Raw genomic sequence first — 25579 nt, forward strand, 5'->3', positions numbered from 1 at the left:
TGGAGGGCGTCTGCACGATGAACCAGCGTCCGCCGGTCCCTCCTCCGCACCGCCCTGATCGGGACGACGACCGCTCTGCTGGCCGTCCTGGTCGCGGCGGCGCTCCTGTTCCACGCGTCCGGCGGACGCTGGTTCATCGTGCAGACGCCCTCCATGGGCACGGCCGCCCCGGTCGGCACCCTCGTCCTCACCGAGCCGACGGCCCTCGAGGACGTCCGGGTCGGCGACGCGGTCAGCTTCCACCCCACCACCACGCCCGACGAGACCTACACCCACCGGGTCGTCGAGATCGCGGACGACGGCACGCTCCGCACCCAGGGCGACATCAACGGAGCCGTCGATCCGTGGGCCACCGGCCAGGACCAGCTCATCGGAGTCGTCACCACGGCGCTGCCGGTGCTCGGCTGGCTCGTGCGCGGCCTGCCGCTGCTGATCATCGGCGCCGTCCTCGTGCAGCTGCTCTCCCGCTTCATCGCCTCGCCCACCCAGCGGGCGTCGATGCGGATCCTCGGCCTCTCGCTCGTCGCGTCCGTCACCGTCTTCGTGCTCCGCCCGCTCGTCGGCATCGTCGTCCTCGAGGCCACGGTCGACAGCGGCACGACGAACGCCACGCTCGTCTCGACGGGCGTCCTCCCCATCCGCGTGAGCGCCGAGGGCGCCGACCCCGTGGACCTGGTCTCCGGACAGGTCGGCCGCCTGCAGATCCCGGCGCACGACGGAGACGCCTACGCCCTCTCCTCCGCTCTGCACCTGCCGTTCTGGGGCTGGGTCCTCTTCGTCCTGCTCTGCGCGATCCCGGTGCTCTACACGGTCTTCGTCGGCCTCCCCGGGGAGCCGGAGCGGACCGCCGAGCGCGGCCGCCGCGCCGCCCGCGAGGAGGAGACGGCATGAGCCGGCACCGCCTCTCCGCCGCCTCACCGGCCGCGCGGCTGCGCACCCTCCTCGCCCGCCCGAGGTCTGTCGTCGCCGCCCTCGCCGCCGCCGCCCTGGCCGCCGTGCTGCTCACCGCCCCGGCCACCTCCGGCGCGTACACCGCCTCGATCCTGAACTCGACCAACACGGTCGGCAGCGCCGCCGCGTTCTTCACCTGCGACGGCGCCCTCGCCGCCGACCGCGGGGCCGCGCTCTTCGCCTACACGCTCGCGCAGCCGAGCGGATCGACGACCGCGCCCGACACGGACTCCGGCCAGTACCCGGGCACCTACCGCTCCACCAGCCTCTTCCCGACCGCGATGGTCAGCTCCGCCGCGACGCCCAAGGCCTGCCCGCGCGACGCGGGCGGCTCGTGGACGCCGAACGGCACCAACCAGTACCTGAGCACGCCGCTGGAGATCAGGAACCCCGGCACCTTCAGCACCGAGATCTGGTTCAAGACCACGAACGCCGGCGGCAAGCTCTTCAGCTTCAGCGCGGGCGCCACCGCTCCCGGCGGCCAGTACGACCGCCACACCTACATCGGTGCCGACGGCAAGCTCGTCTTCGGCGTCTACAACGGCGCCGCGCAGACCATCACGAGCACCCGAGCCGTCAACGACGGGCTCTGGCACCACGTCGTCTCCACGCTCTCGCCGACGGCGGGCATCGCGCTCTGGGTCGACGGCGTGAAGGTCGCCTCGAACAGCACGTACCGCACGGCCGAGAACACGACGGGCACCTGGAAGATCGGATACGACAGCCTGGGCGGCCAGTGGCCGAACGTCGGCTCCTCGTACTTCGGCGGGAGCCTGCGCTACGCCGCGGTGTACTCGACGGTCCTCACGCCGGAGCAGATCCAGACGCACTACGCGGCAGGACGCTGAGCGAACGGCCCGGTCGGCGGCGCCTCCGCAGCCCTAGGGTGAGCGGATGAGCACCCCCGCCCTCTCGCGCCGCGCCCGCTTCCACCAGCGGTTCCTCGTGGAGGAGCGCGTGATGGCCCCGGAGGCGCGCCGCGGCCTCGACCGGGCCGGCTTCGGCCTCATCGGCGTCGGCGTCGTCCTCTTCGCGGCCTTCACCGCGCAGGTCGCGAGCGGCACCGGCCTCACCGTCCTCGATCCGGTCGTCGCCGAGTGGTTCCGCGAGAAGCGCTCCGCCGAGGGCACGGTCGTGATGGACGCGCTCGCCACCGTCTTCGGGCCGGTCTACCTGCCGGTCATCATCCTGGCGGTGCTCGTGCTCTGGTTCGTCCTCGCGCGGCACCTCTGGCGGCCGATCCTCCTGGCCGGCGGCATGCTCGTCGGGATGCTCAGCGTGCAGCTGGCCGCTCACCTCGTGATGCGGATGCGCCCGCCGGTCGAGTACATGCTGCTCGGGCCCGACGGCACGTTCTCGTTCCCCTCCGGCCACGTCACCGGCGTGAGCGACTTCTTCCTGATCACCACGTTCCTCCTCGCCTCCCGCCGCTCCTCCCGGAGCTGGATGATCGGGGGCTTCGCGCTCTCGCTCGGGATGATCGCCGGCCAGATCGTCGCCCGGCTCTACCTCGGCTACCACTGGCTGACCGACACGCTCGCCTCGGTGTCGCTCGCCCTGATCGTGCTCGGCTCGGTGATTGTGATCGACACCCGCCGGACCGCGGTCGTGCGGGGCCACGCGGACTGACCGGCGCGGCGCCTCCCTCTGCGGCGAGGAGCCGACCGCGGGAGCAGGCCCTGTCGTCAGCCCCGGTCGGCCGGATCCTCCTCGGTGACGATCGGCACCGGCTCCGTCACGCCGATCGTGCTGACGATCGGGACGATCCCGGTGCGGGTGAACGGCTCCTCGGCGGCCGGCGTCGGCTCGTCGGGCAGCGGTGCGGGGTCGACCGCGGCCGACGCCGACGGGGCGGACGCCGTGAGGCCGGATCCGCTGCCCGGCGCCGTGACGACCTGCGCGGTGTCCGCCTGCCCGGCCTCGGCGCCGTCGGGGTAGAGAACGTCGGCGGCGAGGGCCTGCTCGATCCCGCGGTCCCGGCGGGTCCGGGCGCGGACCGGCGCCACCGCCCGCACGATCGGGGTGCGCAGGCGGCGGTAGGCGATCCGGCCGAGCGTGACTCCGCCGGCGAGGCCCAGCGCGATCATGCCCGCCTGGAGCAGGAGCTCGATCCCGGCGCTCGGGCCGGCGTTCGAGGTGAGGCCGAGGACGCCGCGGTAGAGGGTGAGGCCGGGCAGGAGGGGGACGATCGCGCACGCGGTCGTCACCACGGCGGGCACCCGCATCCGCTCGGCCAGCATCTCGCCGAGCAGGCCGATCGCCAGCGCCGGGAGGGCGTTGGCCATGAGCGGCGCGAAGCCCGAGGTGGTCAGCGAGTCGGAGACGAGGAACGCGCCGGCTCCGGTGAGGGCGGCGATGAGCGCGGGCCGCGGCGGGGTGTGCGACGAGAGCGCCCAGGCGCCGGCCGCGACCCCGGCGCCGAGCACCTGCACGGCGGCCGGCCAGGGGCGGGCGTAGGAGTCGACCAGCACCAGCTCGACCCCGAGCGAGCGCGCGCCGTCGAGCACCACGGCGATCCCGACGACGATGCCCAGCGTCAGCAGCCCGACCTCGAGCAGCCGGCCGCCCGCCGTGATCGGGAACCCGTTGATCGCGTCGTCCGCCGCTCCCACGAACGAGAGCCCGGCGAGGAGCACGACCACCCCCGACGCGACGACGAGCGCGGGCGGCAGCACCGCCAGCTCCACGGGCAGCCGCGGCACGACCGCGAGCAGCACCACCGCCACTCCGGTCGCCACCGCGGCACCGGCGATCTGCTGGAAGAAGGCGGGCAGGCCCCAGCGGGCGAGCAGCTGGTTGACCAGGTCGATCGCGGCGGCCGTCGCGGCGGCGAGGAGCACGACGAGGGGTCCGCCCCCGAGCAGGAGCGCGACGCCCGCGGCCATCAGCGCGAGCGTGAGGGTGACGACTCCGCGGCGGTAGCGGTGCGGCTGGACGAGGATCGCGTCGAGCCGGTCGTGCGCGGCCTCGAACTGGTGGCGGGCCTCCTCGCGGGCCTCGGCGGAATCGACGGCGTCGGCGACGCGCACCTCCGGCGAGCCCTCGGTGATGGCGGTGACGAGCGCCGTCACGCGGGCGAGCCGCTCGTAGTCGGCGCTGCGGGAGGGGACGACGCGCAGCACGCTCACGCTGGGGGAGTCGTCGCCTCCGTCGTGCACGACCAGGATCGACGTGAAGGTGAGGTCGACCTGGCACTCGATGCCGTAGGCGCGGCACACCCGCTGGATCGTCTCGGTCACCTCGGCGGCCGCGGACCCCAGCGAGAGCAGCGTCTCGCCCAGCCGCACGGCCAGCTCGAGCACTCCGCGGACCGTCTGCTCGGCGAGGAGCGCGCGCTGCGCTCGACGGCTCACCGGGGCCGCGGGCCGCTGCCCGCCGAGCTTGCCGACGACCTGCTGCAGAAGACGAGGAGAGCGCACCGTCCAGGGTAGGCACGCGGGGGCCGGTCCGGGGACGGGTTGCGCCGGCTTTCCCGCGGATGTCCGAGCAGCAGTCCTCAGAAGCAGGCGAGCACCCGGGTCGTCAGCCAGAGGGCGGCCTCGAGGTCGGTGTGCAGCTCCCGGCCGAGGGCGAGCCAGCGCTCCTCCGCCTCGGCGCTCCTCCAGCCCTCGAACACGTCGCATCCGGCGGCCCAGAGCTCCTGCCAGCGGAGCAGCGGTCCGTGCAGGGCCTCCGGGACGCCGATCGCACCCGGGTCGTCGACCGGGCCGTCGACCGCCCAGAGCGGATACTCCGCGCAGTGGTCCGGGTACAGGCGGAGGTCGGCGAGCCGCCCCTCCCGATCGGCCCGCGCGCGGGCGAGGGTGTCCTCCTCCGTCGCGAACGGCGGGACGATCCACTCGATCTGCGTGACGGGATCGACGACTCGGCGTTCCACGGCTCCTCCTCCGCTCCTCGATGCGCGCACGACGGTAGCAGGGCCGTTCCGCGCCGCATCGGAGGGGGCCTGCCTACACTGGCGAGCGACTGCGTCCGCGAACGGGCGGGCGGGGCGAGGGGTGGGAGCGCATGAGGGTTCACGAGCGCGCGGTGCGGCACGGGCGGCTCCGGCGGCGGTCCGGGGTGCGGACAGTGGTGGTCGGGATCGCGGCGGTGGTCGGCGTCCTCGCTGTCAGCGCCACCTCGCTCGTGGCGATCGCGACGGTGAGCATCAGCCGGAACGTCGCCGACAACGCGGTCGACCTCGGCGTCGCTCCTCCCACCGCCGGGAACGTGCAGATGGGCGCGGTCGAGGGCGGTTTCGACGTCCTGGTGGTCGGCACCGACAACGACGCCACGCAGGGCGACACGTTCGGCGTCCGCGACGACACGCTCAACGACGTCAACATCCTGCTCCACGTCTCGGCCGACCATCGCAGCGCGACGGTGATCAGCTTCCCGCGCGACCTGATCCTGGACCGTCCCGCCTGCACGGACCCCGAGACGGGCGTCGTCACCGAGGCGGCCGCCGGCGTCCCGCTCAACTCCGCGTTCCAGTACGGCGGGCTCGCCTGCGTCAACGACACCCTGCAGCAGTTCACCGGCCTGACGGTGCCCTACGCCGGCTGGGTGTCCTTCAACGGCGTCATCGAGATGAGCAACGCCGTCGGCGGCGTCCCGATCTGCCTCACCGGTCCGATCCTCGACACCGACTCGGGACTCGACCTGCCCGCCGGCACCTCCACCGTCTCCGGGTCGATGGCCCTCTCGTTCCTCCGCAGCCGCCACGGCGTCGGCGACCAGAGCGACCTCAGCCGCATCTCGTCGCAGCAGCAGTACCTGGCCTCGCTGATGCGCACCGTCCGCTCGGCCGACACCCTCTCGAACATCCCCGCCCTCTACGGACTCGCGCAGGCGACCTCGTCGAACGTGCACCTGTCGACGTCGCTCACGAGCCCGGCGACGATGATCTCGCTCGCCCTCGCGCTGAAGGACGTCGACCTCTCGAAGATGGTGTTCGTGCAGTACCCGGCGCTCGACGACCCGGACTACCCGGGCAAGGTCGTGCCGAACGCCGAGGTCGGCGCCGAGCTCATGAGCCGCGTCCTCACCGACCAGCCGGTGACCCTCGCATCCGACGCTCCGGCGGAGGAGGCGCCCGCGGCGGAGACGCCCGCGGAGGGCGGCGCGGCTCCGACGGATCCCGCTCCCGTCGCCGTCGACGCTCCGGGTCAGACCGCGGCGGAGGAGACCTGCGCGGTGCCGTCCGACTGACCCGACGGGTCTCGCGACGACGAAGGCGCCCGGCGGTGTGCCCGGGCGCCTCCGTCGTGCGCGGTGCGCGGTCGTCTACGCGCGGCGGCGGCGCACCGTCAGGGCGAGACCGCCGAGGATGCCGAAGGCGGCCAGGGCGAGCGGTGCGGTCGTCGAGACGCCGGTCGAGGCGAGGACGGGGCGGTGGCCGCCCGTCTGCGCAGCGGGTCCGGAGCCGGCCGGGTGCCCTGCAGGCCCGGCGCCGACAGGGTGCGCCGTGACCGCGGCGACCGCGGCGGAGCAGTCGGCCTCTCCGGCGATCGGGTCCTCCTCCGTCAGCGTGTAGTCGTAGGAGGTGCTCGCCACGAGACCGCTCGACGTGCCGCGGGCGATGACGCAGTAGATCTCGCTCGCCGGGTCCTGCAGCGGGTACTGGCCGAGGGAGATCAGGCTCCAGCCGAGCGCGTCGACGCCGACCTCGAGGCTCGAGCCGCCGCCCGTGAGCGTCTGGCGCGCACCCGAGGTCGAGAAGACGCCGATCGAGACGGTCTCGTCCGCGCCGAAGCCGAGGAGAGCGCCACCGCTGGTGGGCTGTCCGTCCGCCGGGGCGGGCTCGGGCGAAGCCCCCTGGGGCCAGATCCGGATCGCGGTGCGCGAGGGGACCTGCTCCAGCGACGACGTCACGGAGAGTCCGCTGGTCTCTCCCGTGGCGGTGACGGTGAAGGTGCCCAGCTGGTCCGCCATGGTGTCGGCGTCGAGCAGGACGAAGGCCTCGCCCGAGAGCGGGGTCGGCGCGGGGGGCACGAGGGCGGAGGTGCTGCCGTCGGGCGCGGTGAGGGTGACGGACACGTCCTCGCCGCGGTCGAATCCGCGGAACGAGGCGACGACGCCGTAGATCCGGAACTCTCCGACCTGGATGTCCGCACCGGCCGGGAGCACCCCGCCGTCCTCCCGGTTCTGGAAGACGACGCTCGTGTCGGGCTGCGTCACGGTCAGCTCGACGGCATCGGAGGCGATACGGGCGCCCGAGGCGTCGAGTCCCTCCGCGACGACGGAGATCGTCTCGCCGGGGAGCGGGAGGTGCGGGTCCACCGCGACGCCGTCCGCGTCGGTGGGGAGCCAGTCCTGGAGGCGGAGCTCGCCGGAGGCGGTGATCACGCTGGTGGTGACGGCCTCCTCCGAGTCGCCGTCGCGGAGCACGACGACGGCGACGGTGCCGGGCTGGAAACCGGTCCCGGACACGTCCAGGCCGCCGGCCCAGCCCTCCGCCGACGGGATCGCGGAGAACGCCGAGCCCGCTTCGTAGGTGGTGCGGTCGAGGGCGATCGCCAGGGGCGACTGCGCGCTCTCGACGGGCGCGGTGGTCGGAGCCGGAGTGGGCGCCGGAGTCGAGGCCGGCTGCGGCGTCGCCGTGGGCTCCGGAGTCGAGGCCGGCTGCGGCGTCGCCGTGGGCTCCGGAGTCGCGGTCGGCTCCGCGGTGGGAGCCGGCTCGGCCGGTGCGGGGCTCGAGGCGGCGTCAGGGACGACCTCGGTGGCCAGGGCGACGGACGGGAACGCGAGCGCCCCCAGCAGTGCCGCAGTGGTGATGATGGTGACGCCGTGGCGTCGTCGCGCAGAACGCACGATTCCTGCTTTCTCCGAGCCGCTGATCGCGGTCGGCTTCCCCATGAGCGGGGGACGCTCGCCCCCTGTCGCTGAGTGTGTCCTATGCGGAACCTCAGCCGGTGCCGGATCCTGCAACGATCCGATCACGCCGCGCGGCGCGAGGTGACGGTCCGGTCACGGGCGCGCACTGCGACCCGGACAAGCCGGTGGGCGACGCTCCCCGGGGGGTCCTCAGACCGGCGGCACGACCAGCAGCACCACGCCGATCGCGGCGCTCATCGCGGCGACCACGCACCAGCGCTCCGCTCGGGTCCCCGCGGGACCGCGCGTCCGCGCCACGGCGCCGAGACCGATCGCGAGCACGGCGATGCCGACCTGCAGCGCCACGGTGGTGCGGATCAGCGTCCAGGCCTCGAAGGCGCTCGCTCCGGTCGATCCCGTGGCGAGCAGCGGCACTCCGCCGACGCCCGCCGGCACCAGCAGCAGGCCGGATCCGATCGCGAGCGCCGCGACCAGGTGGGCGAGCACGTCGTCCAGCGCGGTCCGTGGGGGCGCGCCGACCGGCCCGAGAGCGGCGGCGCCAGGCCTCATCGCGACAGTGCGGATGTGCATGGGGCGAGCGTAGGCCCGGACCGCACCCGAGCGGACCCCCTGCGGAGGCCCCTGTCCGGTGGGCATTCCGGAGGAGGATCGGCGCTGAGCGAGTAGTCGAGGGCCCCGCCCTCCGGTCGCTCGTCGACGCCGTCCGGGCGGCTCGCTTCACGCCCGTCAGTCGCTGCTCCCGGTCCAGGTCCCTTCGATCACCTGGATCAGGTCGTGCCGCTCATCGGGGCCCAGATCCGGTTCGAACTCGACGACGAGCCGGTCCGACCGGTAGACGTCCCTCGTGTTGTACACCGTCGCCTGGCGCGCGAGATCGAGGGAGTGGTAGCGGTGGATCGACGCCCCGGGCCCGTCGACGCCCTCCACGCACCCACGACGATCTCCGCAGGCCTCCCTGCTCGGAGCGGCAGCGCGCTCGAGTCCGTCCAGCTCCGCGCGGGTGACGTCCCGGATCGTGATCCTCGATCTCGAGTCGTCGAGGAGGAGCCCCGCTCCGAAGACGGCGGCTCCGCCGACGACGGCCCCGACGACGAGACCCGCCGCCCCGAAGACGACGGCGGTCCGGCCGACCGTTCCCGTGGCTCTGCTCGTCGCTGTCATGGAGGTCCTCTCTTCGGCCGGCTGCTCGGGCGGACGGCGGAGTGCCACCGCATCCGGAGAACCTCCCAGCGCGCATCGGCGGAGTCAAGAGCGCACACCTCGATGGCAGGAGATGTGGCGCGATCGTCGACGCAGAGGGTGCAGCAGCAGGCTCCGCATCCGCCCGGCGCCTCCGCCTCAGGCGCCGTCTCGGGCAGGATCAGGGGATGCGCCTGCAGACCCTCACCACCGGATCCGGACCGCGACACGTCGGGCTGGTGCACGGTCTCGGCGGGTCGGCGGCGACCTGGGGGCCGCTCGTCGAGCGGCTCGTCGCGACCGGCCGTCACACCGTCACCGCAGTCGATCTGCGCGGGCACGGCGAGAGCCCGCGGGCCGAGTCGTACCGGATCGACGACATGGCCGCCGATCTGGTCGAGACGCTGCCGGCAGGGCTCCACAGCGTGGTCGGCCACTCGCTCGGCGGCGCGGTGCTGCAGCGTGCCGTCGCCGGACTCGCGCCCGGCCGGGCCGTCTACCTCGATCCCGGGTTCGCCCTGTCGCTCCCCACGAGCGGCCTGCGCGGACGGCTGTTCTGGGCGGCACCGCTGCTGTCGCTCGGCGTCGCCCAGCTCGGGCAGGCGCGGGCGAGCGCCGCGGTCCGCGCCGCCTACAGCCCGGAGATCCGCGCGCTGCTCGACGACGCGAAGAAGAGGTTCGACGCGCGGATGGCCGTCGGCGTGTTCCGGGACGTCGCCTTCCACCCGGTCCCGGTCGAGGCGCCGGCGGTCCCGTCGACGGTCGTGCTCTCCGACCAGTCGCCGGCGGTGCTGCCGGACGCCCTGGCCGCGCGGTTCGAGCAGCGGGGCTGGCAGGTGCGCCGGCTCCCGGGCGTGCACCACGACATGCAGCTCGAGGACCCGGACGGGACGTTCGCCGCGATCGCGGACGTGCTCTAGCCGCCCCCTCCGCGGGTCGGGCGCCGGTGAGCGGGAATTCCCCGGATGCATCCGTACCCGCGGATCGAGACGGCGGGCGATCCCGGAGGCCCGCCCGCCGTCCTCCTGCGCCCGCCGTCAGCGGACGGTCGTCGCGGCGGTGTCGGTGTTGCTGCGCATTGACGGGTCCGGTGTCCTGACCGAGAACGCGGCGGCGAAGGCGGTCGCGGTGCCGGTGCGCGTGGCCGTGACGGTGATCCTCTCGGTGACGGTCTGCCCGTTCGCGAGACTCGAGCGCGGGAAGATCACGATGCTCCCGATGCGGCTGTACGAGCCCGTGGCGGAGACGAACTGCACGGTCGGGGGGAGGACCACCTTCGAGAAGACGGACGCCGACGTGGAGGGTCCGGCGTTCTTCGTGATGAGCGTGTACGTGAACGTCCTCCCCTTCACCGCGGTGGTCGGAGCGGAGACGTCGACGCGCAGGTCGGCCCTCGTGGTCGCCTTCTGCGGAGAGACGGTCAGCGTGCTCGCCGCCTCGACGGTGCCCGCCGGGTTCACCGCGCGGAGGGTGAAGCCGTACGTCCCCGCGGTGGTCGGGGTGCCGGTGAGGCGGCCTGAGCCGTCGAGGGCGAGCCCGGGAGGCAGAGTGCCCGACACGACGGTGACGACCGGCGCCGGGGATCCGGTCGCCGTGTACGTGAAGTCGTAGGCGGAGCCGACCACGCCGGCCGCGGCCGTCCCCGAGAGGGTCGGAGCGGTCGCCGCCGGTCCGACGGTGAGGGTGTGGGGCGCGCCGGTGGTGGTGCCGAAGGTGGTGCGGGCGGACACGGTGAAGGAGGACGCTCCCTCGACGGTCGGGGTGCCGGAGAGGACGCCCGCGGAGGTGAGGGTCAGGCCGGCCGGGAGGGACCCGGAGGCGAGCTCGAACGTCGACGCGCCGCCGGTGGCGAAGGTGTAGGAGAAGGGCGCTCCGAGAGGCGCCGTCGCCGGAGGGGCGTCGGCCGTGAAGACGGGCCGAGCGCCGAGGGCGAGGCTGTGGAAGCTGCCGCCGGACACGGCGGTGGCGCCGGTGAGTCCCGCCGGCACGGAGGCCTCTCCGAAGCCGTCGTAGCCCCAGGCGGTGACGGTGCCGTCGCGGCGCACAGCGAGGCTGTGGTACCCGCCGGCGGCGACGGCGGTGACGTCCGCGAGGCCGTCGGGGACGTCGGACTGGCCGTCGCTGTCGCTGCCCCAGGCGACGACGGTCCCGTCCGAGCGCAGCGCGAGGCTGTGGGAGGCTCCGGCGGAGACGGCGGTGACGCCGGTGAGTCCCGGGGGCACGTCGGTCTGCCCGAAGGCGTCGTATCCCCAGGCGGTGACGGTGCCGTCGCGGTGCAGCGCGAGGTCGTGGAATCGGCCGGCGGCGATGGCGACGACTCCGCTGAGCCCGTCCGGCACGGTCGCCTGGCCGTAGAAGTCGTATCCCCAGGCGGTGACGGTCCCGTCGCCGTGCAGGGCGAGGTTGTGGTAGCCGCCGGCAGCGATGGCGGTGACGTCGGCGAGCCCGTCCGGCACTGTGGCCTGCCCGTCGCCGTCGTCGCCCCAGGCGGTGACGGTCCCGTCTCTCCGCAGGGCGAGGCTGTGGTTCACGCCGGCGTCGACGGCGACGACGTCGTCCAGACCGGTCGGCACGGTGGCCTGCCCGCTGCTGTCCTCGCCCCAGGCGGCGACGGTGCCGTCGCTGCGCAGGGCGAGGCTGTGGGAGCCGCCCGCGGCGATCGCCGTCGCGTCGGTGAGCCCAGCCGGCGCAGTGACCTGCCCGCTGGAGTCGTCACCCCAGCCGACGACACCGGTCGCAGCGGGAGCCGCGGCGACCGCGGACAGGGGAGCCGTGGTCCCGAGGAGGAGCGCGACGGTCGCCGTCAGCGCGAGCAGGCCGAGCGCCGGCCGAGGCCTCGTCCTCCGCTCAGGGGTCGAGCGGGCCGTACCGGCGTCCGGGTCGGTCGGGCGGGAGGCGGAGGGAGAGCGCATGCTGGAGCCTTCGATCGGGTCGACCGTGGGCGGCCGTCTCCGAACAGTGGCACCCGGTCCCACCGCCGACAACAGCCTCTAGCGGACATGTCCGCAACAGGGCAGGGGCCGGTGCGCGGAGGATGCGTCGGCCTCGGAACGGGCCCGCGGAGCATCCCCCACCGGTGCCGGGGCCGGTCCCGACGGATCGCGCGCAGGCGTCTCGCGCAGACCGATCGCGGCGAGACGTTCTCCTCCCGGCCACCCGTGCCGGACGCCCCGCCCCTACCGTGGCCGCATGACAGCAGCGGAGTCAGGACGTCCCGGAGCCCGTGAGCGGGGCTCGAGCGGGATTATCGCGGCCGGCGCTCTGATGCTCGCCTCGGCCGGGCTGCAGCAGCTCGCCGCCGTTCAGCGCTGGGCCGTCGCCGGGCCGATCCTGGGCGAGCAGGCGATCGAGGACCACCGGTACGACTACTCGTGGCCCTCCGATCCGTGGGAGAACGTCGGATCGGCAGCGCAGCTGCTCGGGATCGGGCACCTCCTCGTCGCTCTCGCCGTCCTCGCCGCGGTCGGTCCGGGACGGCGGCGCCCGGTCGCGGTGCTGCGGACCGTGGTCGCCGCGGCGTTCGGCTGCCTCGGCCTGCACGCGGTCCTGTCCGGGATCCTCGGCGCACCGACGATCCTGCAGGCGATGCTCCCGGCGGTCGTGCTGGGACTGGTCGCGCCCACCGCTCTTCTCGCGCTCGCGGTCCTCGTGGCGAGGACGTCGCCCCTCCGCGCAGCGTCGTTCGTCCTCCTGATCGGATCGACGCTGCCCGGCTACCTCGTCGCGACGTTCGCGATCGCTCCCGCGCTCGTCGGCTCCCAGTCGTACGACACCACGCCCTGGACGGAGTCGGTCGTCGCCGCCTCGGTGGCGCTCGCCGGGGCGCCGCTCCTGCTCGAAGCGCTGATCCGCTCGATCGTGCATCGCGCGGGGGCCGTGCCGCGTCGCGAGTCGCCGGGAGCCGACGCGTCCTGATCGAACGGCGGGCTCACCCGGCCCGCTCGGTTGTGCCGATCCCCCCGGACGCGAGGAAGGGCCGCCCCGAGGGACGGCCCTTCCCGCGACTCCGTCGGCCCGCGCTCCTCCAGAGGAGCCGGGCCGACGAGTGCTCAGTGCTGGCGGATCTTGTCGATCAGCTTCCCGCCGAGGTCCTTGACCTTGTCGGTGATGGGGGTGCTCGACTTCGGGCGCTCGGTGACGGTGAACGGCAGGGTGATCGCCTTGCCGGTCTGGTCGCCGGTCACCGTGACGCTGTAGTCGCCGGGCGTGGTGGGCGCCTTCGCCGTGACGGTGAGGCCGCCGCCGGCGAGGTCGCGGGTCGCGGTGCGGTCCGTGAAGAGGGGCGCGGAGCCGATCAGCTGCGTGTCCCCGTTGAAGCCCTTCGCGGTGAGGGTGACGTCGGCTCCGGGGGTGAACGACGAGCCGGAGAGCTCGGCGGTGGCTCCGAAGCTCATCGAGCGGATGTCGCGGTCCACTCCGAGCGCGTTCGTGATGGTGAAGAACGTGTCGGTCTGGTCGGTGAGCCCGGCGACGTTCGCCGCGCCCGGCCCGTAGGCGGCGATGCGCAGCTGCGTTCCGGTGTGCTGCTGCGATCCGCCCTCGGCGGCCGTGCCGTACGACACCTTCATGGTGCTGCCGTCGGCGGTCTTCAGCGCGGTGCTGAGCGAGGTCGGCGGGGTCGAGTCGACGATCTGGCTGGAGTGGGCGTGGTCGGCGGTGACGATGACGAGGGTGTTCCCGTCCGCCTCGGCGAACGCGAGCGCGGCCTGGACGGCCTCGTCGAGGTCGACGGTCTCGCCGATCTGGCCGCACGCGTTCGCGGCGTGGTCCTGCTTGTCGATGCTGGCGCCCTCCACCTGGAGGAAGAAGCCCTTGTCGCCGGTGTCGAGGAGGTCGATCGCCTTCTCGGTCATGGAGCGGAGCGTGGGCTGCTCGGCCGGACGGGCGGGGTTCGCGACGCAGGTCTGCGGGGCGGCGTCCGCTCCGCCGACCGTTGCCGGAGTGGGCGCGTAGCGGACGGGCAGGTTGCCGGCGTTGAACAGTCCGAGCACGGGCGCGTCCTGGTCGGCGACGGTCAGCGCGTCGAGCTGCGCGGCGGTGGCGGGAGTCGTGGCGTCTCCGAGCACCTGGAAGCCGCGCTCCGCGGCCTGCTGGAACAGCGGCTCGCCGCTCCAGTCGCCGGCGCGCGCGACCTGCGCGAAGCTGGCCGACCCTCCGCCGAGGGTCAGGTCGGCGCGGGTGTCGAGGATCTGCTCGCTGATCGAGCCGAGTCCGCCGTTCTCCAGCGCGTCGTCGCCGCAGCTCGCGCTGTCGGGTCCGTAGCAGCTGCGGGCGTCGACGTGGGCGGCCTGCACGGCCGGGGTGGCGTCCTGGATCTCGGCGGTGGTGACGTTGCCGGTCTTCAGGCCGTTCGCCTTCGCGATCTCGAGGAGGGTGTCCTTGCGCTGCTGGTCGATGTCGACCGAGATGGCGTTGTCGTAGGTCTTGGTGCCGGTGGCCCAGGCGCTGCCGGTGGCGGCGGAGTCGGGCACGTAGTCCGGGGCGCCCTTGACGGCGCCCGTCGCCGGGTCGTCCGCGCGGTAGAGCGAGTAGGTCGTGTACTGGCCGGTGATCGGCAGGGCGTCGATCCCGGGGAAGCGGCCGGCCGCTCCGTACTGGTAGTTGCGAGCGACGGTGATCTCCGAATCGCCCATGCCGTCCCCGATGAGGAGGATGACGTTCTTCGCGTCCTGCTCCTTCACCGCTGCGCGCAGCGAGTCGGAGAGGTCGGCGTCGACCGGGGAGATGCGGGCGGCTCCGCCGGTGGCGGAGAGGTCGGCGGCACCGACAGCAGTGGCGGCGCCGGGTGCGGCCAGTGCGGCGGCGCAGACCAGAGCAGCGGCCGAGAGGGCCAGAGCGGAGCGTCCGCGGTTCGCGGAGCGGAACAGTCGTGTCACGTCGTGGACTCCTTGAGAGGTGAGACCCCGGAAAGGGGCACGCTCATCTCACTCCGGATCGCCCCGTCGGTGGGTGAACGGTGATGCATAGCTGAGTGAACTTTCCGACGAGGGCTCTCGGCCCCGGCGGCCCGCCGGAGCGTCCTGCCGACCGGCGTCCTGCCGACCGGCGCTCACCGGGAGCGTCGGTCGGCAGGGGCGCGGTCGCCGGGAGCCTTTCGGGTCAGCGCTGGACGAGCGGGACGGCGATGTCCGTGACGTTCGCGCCGATGGCGCCGAGCGGAGTCGCCGTTCCGTTCAGCAGTCCGATCTCGTAGAGCGACCCGTTGACGGCGGCGAGGCCGACCGAGCCGATGGAGCTGCCGTTGCGGAGGACGGAGTAGATGTCGAAGCCGGTCGCACCCGCTGCGTCGAGGCCGAGCTTCCCGGTCGGCGCCAGGGTGCCGGCGTTGGCCGGGGACTGGATCGCGATCTGGTCGAGGGCCGTGTCGAGGACGAACAGGGTGGTCGCGCTGTTCGCGTCGAGGTCGTTGTTCGTGTACGCGGCCCCGGCGACACCGGTGGCCACGGCGGGCGCGGCGTAGCTGAGCGTGCCGTCGGCGACCGTCGCGGCGCCCGCGGTGGCGAACGGCTGACGGAGGTTCTGGCCCGTGTCGCTGACCACGCGGAGCGCGTTCGCGGCGGGGTTGAAGTCGACGCCGAAGGAGGTGCCGCTCAGCCCCACGGTGAGACGGGTCACCTGAGTGGCCACGCCGGTGGACGGGTTGATGGAGTACACGCCGGCGCTCGCCGCGTTGTCGCCGACGCCGTAGAGGGCGCCGTCCTGGACCCGGTAGTCGATGCCGATGAGCGCGGTGTCGCCGCCGGTGAGGCCGGTGACGGCGACGCGGTTCGTGACCTTGCCGGGCTTGGTCGGGTTGAACTGCACGAGCTTCGTGCCGCCGTCGGAGAGCCCGACGACCCGCAGCTTCGCCGCCACGGAGCGGACCGCGTTGATCAGGTTCCTGTCCGACGCGCTGCTGGAGTCGCTGGTCGCCGCGGCCGGAGCGACGCTGCTCGCACCGGCGAGCACGGGTGCCACCGCCATCACGCCCGCGACGGCGACAGCTGCGATACCGACTCTGATGTTCCTGGTCATCGTGCACTCCTCGAGACTTGCGGTCGCCGGAGATCGGCGGCTCGGAAGGGGATACCGTCCGGAGCGCGCGAGCGTTCATCCGATCCGGAGATCCGTGCCCCGTCACTCCCGAGAGCCGTCGGCGAACCGGCGGAGCGCGGCCGCGTAGCGGTCCGGGTCCCGGTGGTCGCTGTCGGTCAGGAGCAGCACCGAGCCGGAGACGGCGCGCGTGTACTCGCCGCGGCAGGGGAGGGTGACCACCGTCGTCAGTCCGGCCTCCCAGGCGGGGACGAGGGAGCCGAGGCAGCGCCGCTCGGGGGCGGCGTCCAGAGGGACGTCCCGTGCGTCCATCCGGGCGGACCGCAGCTCGTCGTGCCAGGCGCGGAAAGGCGCTCCGAGGGAGTCGTCGCCGAAGCGCTCCCGCCAGCCGGGGCCGCGCGCGAGGTCGAGGAGGCGTGCGCGCTCGGGGGATCCGTCGGCGGTGCTGGAGAGCTGCCGGAGGAGCGGGCCGGTCTCGACCGCCAGATGCTCGACGCAGTCCTGCCACAGCTGAGGCCAGGCGCGCTGCTCGTCGGCGCCGGGCTCCGCCGACCCGACCCGTTCCGGGGACCGCTCGAGCGGCGGCGGCCCGTCGCCCGCCGGAGTGAAGCCCCACGCTTCGCGGATCCAGAGGAGCTCGAGCAGCGCCGCGGGGTTGTCCTCGACCGTGATGACCATCTCCGACGGCCAGGGGTCGCCGGGAAGAGGACGGGATGCGCGCATGAGAGGAGCTCCTTCCGAGGGGATGAGGTCGGATCGTGCCGGAGAAGGCTCCAGGGAGGCTGGGCTCGCGTCGGCCGACGCGCCACTCCTCCGGGCGCCCAGCGGCGTCCCCGGTGATCGTCCCCGCGAGCGGTCGAGGACGGCGCCGAGCGCCTCCCGAATGTCGGTGCCCCCGACCTACACTCGGACGCGTTCGAACACACGTTCGATGCGATGAGGAGGGAGCCGACCATGGGCGTGACCGTCGTGGAGCGCATCGCGACCCCGGCCTCGGACGCCGTCGCCGTCATGTTCCTCGTCACCAGCGAGGCGGTGGCGGCCGGATTCCCGTCGCCGGCGCAGGACTACTTCGACGGGTCCCTCGACCTCAACGACCACCTGATCCGCGACAGGACGTCGACGTTCATCGTCCGCGTCTCGGGCGAGAGCATGGTCGGCGCGGGCATCAGCGACGGCGACGAACTCGTGGTCGACCGGTCGATCACGCCGACGCACGGGAGCGTCGTCATCGCGATCCTCGACGGCGAGCTGACCGTCAAGCGCCTCGAGCTGCACTCCGGGGGAGTGGTCCTGCGGGCCGAGAACCCGGAGTACCCGCCGATCCACGTCGCCGAGCTGAGCGACCTCCAGGTGTGGGGCGTCGTCACCGTCTGCCTCCACCGGCTGCACCGTGCGCTCTGAGCGGCGCATCGCCCTGGTCGACGTGAACTCGTTCTACGTCTCCTGCGAGCGGCTGTTCGATCCGAGGCTCGCGGGCCGGCCGGTCGTCGTCCTCTCGAACAACGACGGCTGCGTGGTCGCCCGCTCCGACGAGGTGAAGAGGCTCGGGATCGAGAACGGCACGCCCTGGTTCCAGATCGAGCCGCTCATCCGCTCCGGTCGCCTCCCGGAGGTGATCGCCCGATCGAGCAACTACGAGCTGTACGGCGAGCTGTCCGCGCGCGTGATGGAGCTGCTGGGCCGCTACTCCGCCTGGCAGGAGGTGTACTCGATCGACGAGTCCTTCCTCGGCGTCGACGGCGACGTGGCGGAGCGGGCGAAGGTCGGCCGGGCGATGCGGGCGGCCGTCGCGAAGAACGTCGGGCTGCCCGTCTGCGTCGGCTTCGGCCCGAGCAAGACGCTCGCGAAGTTCGTCAACAAGGGCGGAGCGAAGAAGCACCCGCGCCTGGGGGGCGTCTGCGACACCGACTGGTACACACCCGAGCAGCTCGACGCGCTGATGGCCTCCCAGCACGTCACCGAGCTGTGGGGAGTCGCCGGCCGCACAGGGAAGCGCCTCGCGGAGCTGTCCATCCACACCGTCCGCGACCTCCGCGACGCGGACCCCGCGCTGATCCGCAAGAAGTTCTCGGTCGTCCTGCAGCGCTCCGTCTACGAGCTGCGCGGCGTCGACTGCATCCCCCTCGAGGCCGCTCGCACCGTCCGCGACCAGCTGATCTTCTCCCGGTCGTTCGCCACTCCCGTGACGACGATCAGCGACATGGAGCAGGTGCTCTCCGTCTACGCGCAGCGCGCCGCCCACCGCCTCCGCGCGCAGGAGTCGGTCACCAGGACGATGAGCGTGTTCGCGTCGACGTCGCCGTTCGCGGACGCGCCGAACGAGTCCGCCGGCGGCCTGGCCGGCTTCCCCGTTCCCACGGACGACCCGGTGGCGATGGTGAGGGCCGCGATCGGCACCCTGCGCCCGCGGCTGCGGGAGGGCGCGCGCTACGTGCGGGCCGGCGTCATCCTCACGAACCTCTCACCGCGGAACTCCCACGCGCTGCTCGAGATCTTCGACACCGCCTTCGACACGAAGGGCCTCGGCGCCACCATCGACGCCGTGACCAAGCGCCACGGCCGGTCCGCGGTCGGCCTCGGGCTGGCGGGCATCCGCACGGGGCCGGTGTGGACGATGAAGCGCGACGCCCTCTCGCTCCGGGCGACGACGCACTGGGGCGAGCTGGCGACGGCCCACGCGCGGTGAGCCCGCCGGCGGGGAGATCGGGTCATCCGACGCGTAGGCGCCCGGGGCGCTCTCGGGCAGGCTCGTCGCCATCGACGAGTGTCGGTGCGGGGACGGCGGGAGGACCCATGGCCGAGAGCTGGCAGGACGCGTCGGTGCGGGGCGTCGCGATGATCGAGAACGAGCTGGTCGTGCGCGACTTCCTCGAGGTGTGGAGCGCTCGCGACAGCCGCCAGCTCATCCCGTTCCTGCATCCGGAGGTCGTCTACAGCGCGTCGAGCTCGCAGGAGATCGCGGGGCGGGCGCGGGTCCTCGAGATGTGCGACGAGGTCCACCGGGCGTTCACCGAGATCCGGATCGCCCTCGTCACGATCGCCGTCGCCGGCAGCGTCGTCCTCACCGAGCACGCCCTGCACCTCCGCTCGGACACGGGGGAGGGCCACTGGCTCCGCTGCTTCGGGAGCTACGAGCTCCGCGGAGAGCAGATCGTCACCTGGCGGCAGCTCCATGGCTGAGGGCCTCGCGTGACGGCGGTGACCGGGCTCGCGCGACTGCGGCTCGCCCTGGTGCTGCTGGCCATCGCCTCGGGCGCGACCGACGCGTTCGCGTTCCTCCTGCTCGGCGGCATCTTCACCGCGAACATGACGGGCAACCTGGTGCTGCTGGGGCTGTACCCCCGCTCCGCCTGGCTGACGACCGCGGCCGGAGCGGTCACGGCGATCGTCTTCTTCGCCGGAGCGGTCTACGCCGGGTTCCGCACGACCCGGGCGCGCACGCCGTCGACCGGCGACGGGAGACGTCCGCTCCGCTCGATCGCGCTCGTGGGGGTCGTCCTGCAGCTCGCCGTCGCGGTCGCCTGGCCGACGGTGCAGAGCGGAAGGTCGCTGCTCGTCGACTGCGCGTTCATCGCGACCAGCGCGACGGCGCTCGGGCTGCAGACCGTGCTCGCGAAGCGGATCTCCGGCGCCGCCGGCCTGACGACGACGTTCGTCACGGGCACGCTCACGAGCCTGATGCAGGAGCTCGCCGAGCGCTCGTCCGGGTCGAGGACCCTCCAGGCGCTCATCGTCGCGAGCCTCGCAGGCGGGGCGGTCGTCGGAGCGGCGACCGTGACGCTCGCTCCGGCCTGGGCCCCGACGCCGGCCCTGGTGCTCTCGGCGGTCGCCGTCGTGCTTCTCTTCGCGCACCGCGCGCGAGCCGTGCCCGCGGGAGCGGAGCCCGGGGCCCCGCGTCCCGCGTGACCGGGATCAGGCGTCGAGCGCCCACTTCGGCCGGACCCAGTGGCAGGTGTAGCCGCCGGGGTGCTTGCGCAGGTAGTCCTGGTGCTCCTCCTCGGCGTCCCAGAACTCGCCGGCGGGCTCGACCTCGGTGACGACCGGTCCGGGCCAGCGGCCCGACGCGTCGATCTCGGTGATCGTCTGGCGCGCGACCCTCTCCTGCTCAGGCGAGAGGAAGAGGATCACGGAGCGGTAGGCCGTGCCGATGTCGTTGCCCTGACGGTTCTTCGTCGTCGGGTCGTGCACCTGGAAGAAGAACTCGAGCAGGTCGCGGTAGGAGAGCTGCTCGGGATCGAACTCGATCTCGACCGCCTCCGCGTGGTCGCCGTGGTGGCGGTAGGTCGCGTTCGGCGTGCTGCCGCCGGCGTACCCGGCGCGGGTGCTGAAGACGCCCGGCATGTCGCGGATGAGCTCCTGGAGCCCCCAGAAGCATCCGCCCGCGAGGATCGCGCGCTCCTCGGCCATCAGACGCCTGCCTTCGTGTCGTGCGCGGACTCGCGCGGAGAGATCATCATGCGGGCAAGTCCATCACGACCGGGGACGTCGCGGCGAGCGTCGGACGACTCTCGGAGCAAACCGTCGGCGGGGGAGCCGAGCGTGTCCCGGCCGAGCGCTCCGTCACTGCGATCGGTACGCCGCCGGAGATGCACCGGTGGGAACGAGTCATCTGACCGGGTCGCTCCGGGTGCCCCCGTTCCTACGCTCGTCGGTACAACCGAGGAGAGAGCGGAGCCGACCATGGAGCAGCCGAACGTCGAGACGCGCAGTGCACGGCGGGTGATCGAGACCCTGACCGCCAACGGCGTGAAGTACGTCTTCGGGATCCCGGGAGCGAAGATCGACGCGGTCTTCGACGTCCTCGCCGACGAGGGGCCGGAGCTGATCGTCTGCCGGCACGAGCAGAACGCCGCCTTCATGGCCGCCGCGGTGGGGCGGCTCACGGGCAGCCCGGGCGTCGTCCTGGTGACCTCCGGCCCCGGCACGACCAACCTCGCCACCGGCCTGCTTACGGCCAACACGGAGCAGGACCCGGTCGTCGCGCTCGCCGGGGCCGTGCAGCTCTCCGACCGCCTCAAGCGCACGCACCAGTCGATGGATGCGGCCGCCTTCCTCTCCACCGTGACGAAGTACACGGTCGAGTCGACGGATCCGGACGACGTCTCGGAGGCGGTCAGCAACGCCTTCCGCGCCGCCGTCACCGAGCCCCGAGGCGCCGCGGCGGTCGTCCTCTCGGCCAGCGTGATGGCCGCGCCGACCTCGCAGGTCATCACCCGGGCGGCCACGGGGCCGACGAGCGGTCCGGCGCGCGCCGAGGACCTCACCCACGCCGCCGACCTGATCAACACCGCGGAGCGGCCCGTCCTCCTCGTGGGACTCCGCGCGTCGGAGCCGGCGACCGTGGCGGCACTGCGGGTCCTGATCAGCGAGACGGAGCTGCCGGTGATCGAGACGTTCCAGGCGGCCGGCCTCGTCTCCCGCGAGCTCGAGGACCACTACCTCGGCCGCGTCGGCCTCTTCAAGAACCAGCCCGCCGACCTCGCCCTCGCCGAGTCCGATCTCGTCGTCGCGATCGGCTACGACGCCGTCGAGTACGACCCGGTGATCTGGAACAGCGACGTCGACCGCCGGATCGTCCACATCGACTCCGTCGACGCCCCGCTGGACAACCACTACCTGCCCGCGCTGGAGCTGAAGGGCGATCTCGCGCAGACCGTCGCGGCCCTCACGCCGCTCGTCTCCGGCCTGCAGCTCGACGAGGACGCGGCCGACCGGGTCGCCCGGCACCGGAGCGAGCTGGAGCGGATCGACGACGCGGCGCGGACGGCCGAGGCGGCTCCCGGGACCGTCGATCCCGCCCGCCTCGTGCTCCTGATGCGCGACCTGCTCTCGGACGACGCCACCGTGGCCTGCGACATCGGCTCGAACTACATCTTCATGGCCCGGCACTTCCGGGTGTACGAGCCCAAGCACCTGCTCTTCTCGAACGGGCAGCAGACCCTCGGCGTCTCCTTCCCGTGGGGCATGGCGGCGAGCCTCCTGCGCCCCGGGACCCCGGTGGTCTCCGTCTCGGGCGACGGAGGTTTCCTGTTCTCCGCGACGGAGATCGAGACGGCGACGCGGCTCGGCCTCTCGTTCACGCACGTGATCATGCGGGACGACACCTACGACATGGTCGGCTTCCAGCAGCTGCTGAAGTACGGCCGCAAGTCCGGGGTCCAGCTCGGCGACTACGACATCGAGAAGTTCGCGGCGGCCTTCGGCGCCACGGGCAGGAGGGTGAGCGGCCTCGCCGAGTTCGAGGAGGCCTTCCGCGCCTCCCTCGCCGAGCCGGGCGTCTCGATCATCGACGTCGCGGTGGACTACAGCCGCAACGTCGACATCGCCGCCCACCTGGTCGAGGACGCCTTCGAATGAGCACGCACACGGTCGACTCGACCGACGACTACGCGATCTACCAGAGCTCGACCATGGCCGCGCTGCTGGCCGGGGTCTACGACGGGGACCTGACGATCCGCGAGCTGCTCACCCACGGCGACCTCGGGCTGGGCACCTTCAACCACCTGGACGGCGAGATGGTGATCGTCGACGGCGTCTGCTACCACCTGCGCAGCGACGGCTCCGTCCAGGTCGCGGACGGCGACGACCGGACGCCCTTCGCCGCCGTGCTGCCCTTCCACGCGACCACGACGTTCACGGTCGAGGAGCCGACCGGTCTCGCCGGACTCACCCGGCTGATCGATGACGCGGTCGACGGCGGGAACATCCCCGTCGCCCTGCGGATCGACGGCCGGTTCACCGAGGTCCGCACTCGGACCGTGGGCGAGCAGACGGAGCCGTACCCGCCCCTGATCGAGGCGACCGCCCACCAGAGCGTCACCGGCATCGCCGACACCCGCGGCACGATCGCGGGCTTCCGCACTCCGCAGTTCGAGCAGGCCGTGTCGGTCCCCGGGTACCACCTGCACTACGTCGACGACGCCCGCGAGAAGGGCGGGCACGTCCTCGACGTGACCGTGGCCGAGGTGACGGTCTCGCTCACTACCGTCGCCGGACTGCACCTCGCGCTTCCGGAGACGGACCAGTTCCGCCGGGCGGACCTGGCGATGAAGGACATCGCGGCGCAGGAGGCGCGAGCGGAGGGGTGAGGCGGGCGGGACCTCCGGGGAGACGGGCCGGCCGCGACCCGTCTCCCCGGAGGCCGGTCAGGGCGCGAGCTCCTCGCGGACGATCGCTGCTCCCGCGCTCAGCGCGCTGAGCTTCCCCCAGGCGAGGTCGCGGGGCAGCGGTGCCATGCCGCAGTTCGTGCTCGGGAGGAGCAGGTCCGCGTCGACGAACCGGAGGGCGCGGCGCAGGGTGTCGGCGACCTCCTCGGGCGTCTCGACGGTCCCGCTCGCCACGTCGATCGCTCCGAGCATGACCTTCTTGCCACGGACGAGCTCGATCAGCTCCATCGGCACGTGGGAGTGGTGGCTCTCCAGCGAGACGATGTCGAGCGAGGACTGCTGGAGGAGCGGCAACGACTCCTCGTACTGCCGCCACTCCGACCCGAGGGTCGCCTTCCAGTCGGTGTTCGCCTTGATCCCGTAGCCGTAGCAGATGTGCACCGCGGTCTCGATGCGGAGTCCCTCCGCCGCCCTCTCCAGCGCGGCCACGCCCCAGTCCTGCACCTCGTCGAAGAAGACGGTGAAGGCGGGCTCGTCGAACTGGACGATGTCGACTCCGGCGTCCTGGAGGGCTCGCGCCTCCTCGTTGAGGATGGTCGCGAACTCCCACGCCAGCTTCTCGCGGCTCCCGTAGTGCCGGTCGGAGAGGGTGTCGATCATCGTCATCGGGCCGGGCAGGGCCCACTTGATGGGCTGATCGGTCTGCTCGCGCAGGAACCGGGCGTCGTCGGCGAACACGGGCCTCTCGAGGCCCACGGCGCCGACGACGGTCGGCACGCTCGCGTCGTACCGGTCGCGGATGCGCACCGTCTCGCGCCGCTCGAAGTCGACGCCCGTGAGGTGCTCGATGAACGTCGTGACGAAGTGCTGGCGGGTCTGCTCCCCGTCACTGACGATGTCCAGGCCCCGGTGGTGCTGCTCGTGGACGGCGGCGCGCAGGGCGTCCTGCTTGCCCTCGGCCAGGGCGTCGCCGGTCAGCCGCCACGGGGACCACAGGGTCTCCGGCTGCGCGAGCCACGACGGCTTCGGCAGGCTGCCGGCGATCGAGGTGGGCAGGAGCGGGAGGGACGTCGAGGATCCGCGGGCGCTCATCGGACCGCTCCCGCGTACCCGGCGGCCCACTGCCGCAGCCGCTCCCCGTGCGGCTTCATGAGGTGCTCCTCTGCGAACCGCCCCTGCTCGACCGCGAGCCGACCGCGCTCCTCGCGGTCGTAGGAGACCGCGGGCCGCACGTAGTCCTGCTGCTCCAGGTCCGGCCGGTAGACGTCGGCGGCGGCCGAGCGCGCGCCGTAGATCTCGGGCCGGTAGATCCTCTGGAACGTCTCCATCGTGCTGATCGTGGCGATGAGCTGGAGGTCCGAGTAGTCCTCCAGCAGGTCGCCGCCGCAGTAGAACGCGAGCGGCGCCGTGCTGCCGGGCGGCATGAAGAAGCGGACCCCGAGGCCCATCTCCGAGAAGTACCGGTCGGTCAGCGAGAGCTCGTCCTGCCGGTACTCGACGCCGAGGATCGGATGGAGGGTCCCGGTGCGCCGGTACGTCCTGCTCGTCGAGACGCTGATGCAGATGACGGGCGGCGTCGACGAGAGCTCCGCGTACTGCGCGGAGTCCCGGAAGTGCTGGAAGAGCGCGCCGTGCAGGACGCCGAAGTCGTCGGGGACGGTGAAGCCGGCCTGCGAGGCGTTGACCGCCGGCAGCCGCACGCTGAAGTCGTGGTCGCGGAGGTAGGAGGAGAAGTTGTTCCCCAGTGTCCCCGGCTGACATCGGCCGGTGCGGCGGTCGAGGATCCGGGTGCGCAGGACCTCCAGCAGGGGGAACTCCCGGTCCTCGCCGTCCGTGGTGAGCCGCAGCCCGACGGAGACGATGTCGAGCCCGACCGTGTAGCGGCCGCGGCTCGGATCGTCGCCCGGCACGAGATCGTTCAACCGGTCGTCGATCATCCGCAGCGCGGTCCGGAGGTTCTCCCGGCGGCGCTCGCCGCGGGCCAGATTCGCGAAGTTGGTGGTGATCCGGGAGCTCCGGGCCGGCGAGTAGTCCTCGTCGAAGGGGGTGAGGGTGATGCTGAAGGCGGGTTCGTTCGTCATGATCGGCCGATCGGTAGGAGGGACAGGGGCGGGGGCACGATCAGTGCGGGTGGTCCTCGGTCAGCTTGAAGCCGAGTCGGCCGTGCGCGAAGGCGGCTCCGGCTCCGATGGCGGCCGCGACCCAGGCTGATTCGGCGAGCTCGGTCTCGGTCGCACCGGCGCGCACGGCGTTCTGGCCGTGGCCGTCGATGCAGTAGACGCACTGCTTGCTGATGCCCACGGCGTAGGCGATGAGCTCGCGGTACTTGAGCGGGATCTCGCGACCCTGCGGAGCGAAGACGGCGGTGTCGAAGGCGGTGAACGCCGCAAGGACGTCGGGGGTCTCCTTCTTGTAGGCGGCGGTGTAGCGGCGGTCGGCTGCGCGGTCGTAGTAGGCGTCGGTCATGGTCTTCCTTCGGAGGTCGGAGA

General features: G+C 72.9%; 25 protein-coding genes. 12 read left to right on the forward strand and 13 right to left on the reverse strand.

All coding sequences use genetic code 11. The features are described from left to right. The first annotated feature begins 138 nt into the window (after window positions 1-138). The 3 genes from C5C57_RS10100 to C5C57_RS10110 are packed head-to-tail and all read left to right on the forward strand — an operon-like array spanning window position 139 to window position 2580. The gene (locus C5C57_RS10100) at window positions 139-891 is read left to right on the forward strand and encodes a S26 family signal peptidase (protein ID WP_146082409.1); all 753 of its coding nucleotides are present in this window, start codon (window positions 139-141) and stop codon (window positions 889-891) included. Further along, entirely contained in the window at window positions 888-1799 is a 912-nt protein-coding gene (locus C5C57_RS10105; RefSeq protein ID WP_104247132.1) for a LamG domain-containing protein, read from the forward strand. The genes C5C57_RS10100 and C5C57_RS10105 overlap by 4 nt, the downstream gene beginning before the upstream one ends. 46 nt (window positions 1800-1845) lie before the next feature. After that, a complete protein-coding gene (locus C5C57_RS10110; RefSeq protein ID WP_104223319.1) occupies window positions 1846-2580 on the forward strand; it encodes a phosphatase PAP2 family protein in 735 nt (244 codons plus the stop codon). A 56-nt stretch (window positions 2581-2636) separates the two neighbouring features. Here C5C57_RS10110 and C5C57_RS10115 read toward each other — a convergent pair whose 3' ends face one another. Together C5C57_RS10115 and C5C57_RS18115 are read right to left on the reverse strand one after the other, a co-directional pair. Continuing rightward, on the reverse strand, window positions 2637-4370 hold the full coding sequence (locus C5C57_RS10115) for a threonine/serine exporter ThrE family protein (protein ID WP_181069164.1): 1734 nt from the start codon (window positions 4368-4370) through the stop codon (window positions 2637-2639). A 77-nt stretch (window positions 4371-4447) separates the two neighbouring features. After that, window positions 4448-4828, reverse strand: a complete 381-nt coding sequence (locus C5C57_RS18115) for a hypothetical protein (RefSeq protein WP_181069167.1) — start codon at window positions 4826-4828, stop codon at window positions 4448-4450. A 131-nt stretch (window positions 4829-4959) separates the two neighbouring features. Between C5C57_RS18115 and C5C57_RS10120 the strand changes: the two genes are divergently transcribed. After that, window positions 4960-6144, forward strand: coding sequence for an LCP family protein (locus C5C57_RS10120; RefSeq protein ID WP_146082410.1), 1185 nt, complete (start codon window positions 4960-4962; stop codon window positions 6142-6144). A gap of 75 nt (window positions 6145-6219) precedes the next feature. Here C5C57_RS10120 and C5C57_RS18120 read toward each other — a convergent pair whose 3' ends face one another. The 3 genes from C5C57_RS18120 to C5C57_RS10135 all read right to left on the reverse strand — a co-directional run bounded on the left by C5C57_RS18120 (window position 6220) and on the right by C5C57_RS10135 (window position 8931). Then, window positions 6220-7746: a hypothetical protein gene (locus C5C57_RS18120; RefSeq protein ID WP_181069169.1), complete on the reverse strand. Its 1527-nt coding sequence runs from the start codon at window positions 7744-7746 to the stop codon at window positions 6220-6222. A gap of 213 nt (window positions 7747-7959) precedes the next feature. Next, entirely contained in the window at window positions 7960-8340 is a 381-nt protein-coding gene (locus C5C57_RS10130; protein WP_146076856.1) for a hypothetical protein, read from the reverse strand. 156 nt (window positions 8341-8496) lie between these two features. Further along, window positions 8497-8931 (reverse strand): hypothetical protein, encoded by a 435-nt coding sequence (locus tag C5C57_RS10135; RefSeq protein WP_104226555.1) that lies wholly within the window; start codon window positions 8929-8931, stop codon window positions 8497-8499. Window positions 8932-9137: 206 nt separating this feature from the next. On the opposite strand from C5C57_RS10135, the gene C5C57_RS10140 reads away from it, so the two are divergent. Beyond that, window positions 9138-9869, forward strand: coding sequence for an alpha/beta fold hydrolase (locus C5C57_RS10140; RefSeq protein WP_104273881.1), 732 nt, complete (start codon window positions 9138-9140; stop codon window positions 9867-9869). Between the two features lie 117 nt (window positions 9870-9986). On the opposite strand, the gene C5C57_RS10145 is transcribed toward C5C57_RS10140, so the two are convergent. Further along, window positions 9987-11861: a DUF11 domain-containing protein gene (locus C5C57_RS10145; protein ID WP_104273880.1), complete on the reverse strand. Its 1875-nt coding sequence runs from the start codon at window positions 11859-11861 to the stop codon at window positions 9987-9989. A gap of 277 nt (window positions 11862-12138) precedes the next feature. On the opposite strand from C5C57_RS10145, the gene C5C57_RS10150 reads away from it, so the two are divergent. Continuing rightward, on the forward strand, window positions 12139-12864 hold the full coding sequence (locus C5C57_RS10150) for a hypothetical protein (protein WP_146079477.1): 726 nt from the start codon (window positions 12139-12141) through the stop codon (window positions 12862-12864). Between the two features lie 134 nt (window positions 12865-12998). Here the strand turns inward: C5C57_RS10150 and phoA are convergent, their stop codons facing one another. From phoA to C5C57_RS10165, 3 genes are all read right to left on the reverse strand, one after another. Continuing rightward, window positions 12999-14825 (reverse strand): alkaline phosphatase, encoded by a 1827-nt coding sequence (gene phoA, locus C5C57_RS10155; protein WP_258063299.1) that lies wholly within the window; start codon window positions 14823-14825, stop codon window positions 12999-13001. A gap of 223 nt (window positions 14826-15048) precedes the next feature. Beyond that, a complete protein-coding gene (locus C5C57_RS10160; RefSeq protein WP_219827753.1) occupies window positions 15049-15963 on the reverse strand; it encodes a DUF4394 domain-containing protein in 915 nt (304 codons plus the stop codon). A gap of 102 nt (window positions 15964-16065) precedes the next feature. Further along, window positions 16066-16704 carry a hypothetical protein gene (locus C5C57_RS10165; RefSeq protein ID WP_104297576.1) on the reverse strand — a complete coding sequence of 213 codons (639 nt, stop codon included), beginning with the start codon at window positions 16702-16704 and terminating at the stop codon, window positions 16066-16068. A 231-nt stretch (window positions 16705-16935) separates the two neighbouring features. Here C5C57_RS10165 and C5C57_RS10170 point away from each other — a divergent pair, with 231 nt between their 5' ends. The 4 genes from C5C57_RS10170 to C5C57_RS10185 all read left to right on the forward strand — a co-directional run bounded on the left by C5C57_RS10170 (window position 16936) and on the right by C5C57_RS10185 (window position 19890). Further along, window positions 16936-17385 (forward strand): LexA family transcriptional regulator, encoded by a 450-nt coding sequence (locus C5C57_RS10170; protein WP_104268985.1) that lies wholly within the window; start codon window positions 16936-16938, stop codon window positions 17383-17385. Beyond that, entirely contained in the window at window positions 17375-18670 is a 1296-nt protein-coding gene (locus tag C5C57_RS10175; protein WP_104297577.1) for a Y-family DNA polymerase, read from the forward strand. The genes C5C57_RS10170 and C5C57_RS10175 overlap by 11 nt, the downstream gene beginning before the upstream one ends. 107 nt (window positions 18671-18777) lie before the next feature. Beyond that, window positions 18778-19164 carry a nuclear transport factor 2 family protein gene (locus C5C57_RS10180; RefSeq protein ID WP_104247117.1) on the forward strand — a complete coding sequence of 129 codons (387 nt, stop codon included), beginning with the start codon at window positions 18778-18780 and terminating at the stop codon, window positions 19162-19164. Window positions 19165-19173: 9 nt separating this feature from the next. Then, window positions 19174-19890 (forward strand): YoaK family protein, encoded by a 717-nt coding sequence (locus C5C57_RS10185; protein ID WP_104297578.1) that lies wholly within the window; start codon window positions 19174-19176, stop codon window positions 19888-19890. Between the two features lie 6 nt (window positions 19891-19896). Here the strand turns inward: C5C57_RS10185 and msrA are convergent, their stop codons facing one another. After that, a complete protein-coding gene (msrA, locus tag C5C57_RS10190) occupies window positions 19897-20391 on the reverse strand; it encodes a peptide-methionine (S)-S-oxide reductase MsrA (RefSeq protein WP_104226547.1) in 495 nt (164 codons plus the stop codon). A 273-nt stretch (window positions 20392-20664) separates the two neighbouring features. Here msrA and alsS point away from each other — a divergent pair, with 273 nt between their 5' ends. Beyond that, complete coding sequence (alsS, locus tag C5C57_RS10195) at window positions 20665-22341, forward strand: acetolactate synthase AlsS (protein ID WP_104260759.1); 1677 nt, start codon at window positions 20665-20667, stop codon at window positions 22339-22341. Further along, window positions 22338-23072: an acetolactate decarboxylase gene (budA, locus tag C5C57_RS10200; RefSeq protein ID WP_104255916.1), complete on the forward strand. Its 735-nt coding sequence runs from the start codon at window positions 22338-22340 to the stop codon at window positions 23070-23072. The genes alsS and budA overlap by 4 nt, the downstream gene beginning before the upstream one ends. A 57-nt stretch (window positions 23073-23129) precedes the next feature. Here budA and C5C57_RS10205 read toward each other — a convergent pair whose 3' ends face one another. From C5C57_RS10205 to C5C57_RS10215, 3 genes are read right to left on the reverse strand one after another with little or no spacing between them, the layout of a single operon-like run. Continuing rightward, window positions 23130-24182 (reverse strand): methionine synthase, encoded by a 1053-nt coding sequence (locus C5C57_RS10205; protein WP_104223328.1) that lies wholly within the window; start codon window positions 24180-24182, stop codon window positions 23130-23132. Then, window positions 24179-25171, reverse strand: coding sequence for a putative oxygenase MesX (locus C5C57_RS10210; protein WP_104260761.1), 993 nt, complete (start codon window positions 25169-25171; stop codon window positions 24179-24181). Before C5C57_RS10210 ends, C5C57_RS10205 begins: the two co-directional genes overlap by 4 nt. Before the next feature lie 40 nt (window positions 25172-25211). Continuing rightward, window positions 25212-25556, reverse strand: coding sequence for a carboxymuconolactone decarboxylase family protein (locus C5C57_RS10215; RefSeq protein ID WP_104223293.1), 345 nt, complete (start codon window positions 25554-25556; stop codon window positions 25212-25214). Between the last annotated feature and the right edge of the window lie 23 nt (window positions 25557-25579).

Source organism: Rathayibacter sp. AY1C5 (assembly GCF_002931705.1).
Taxonomy (GTDB): Bacteria; Actinomycetota; Actinomycetes; order Actinomycetales; family Microbacteriaceae; genus Rathayibacter.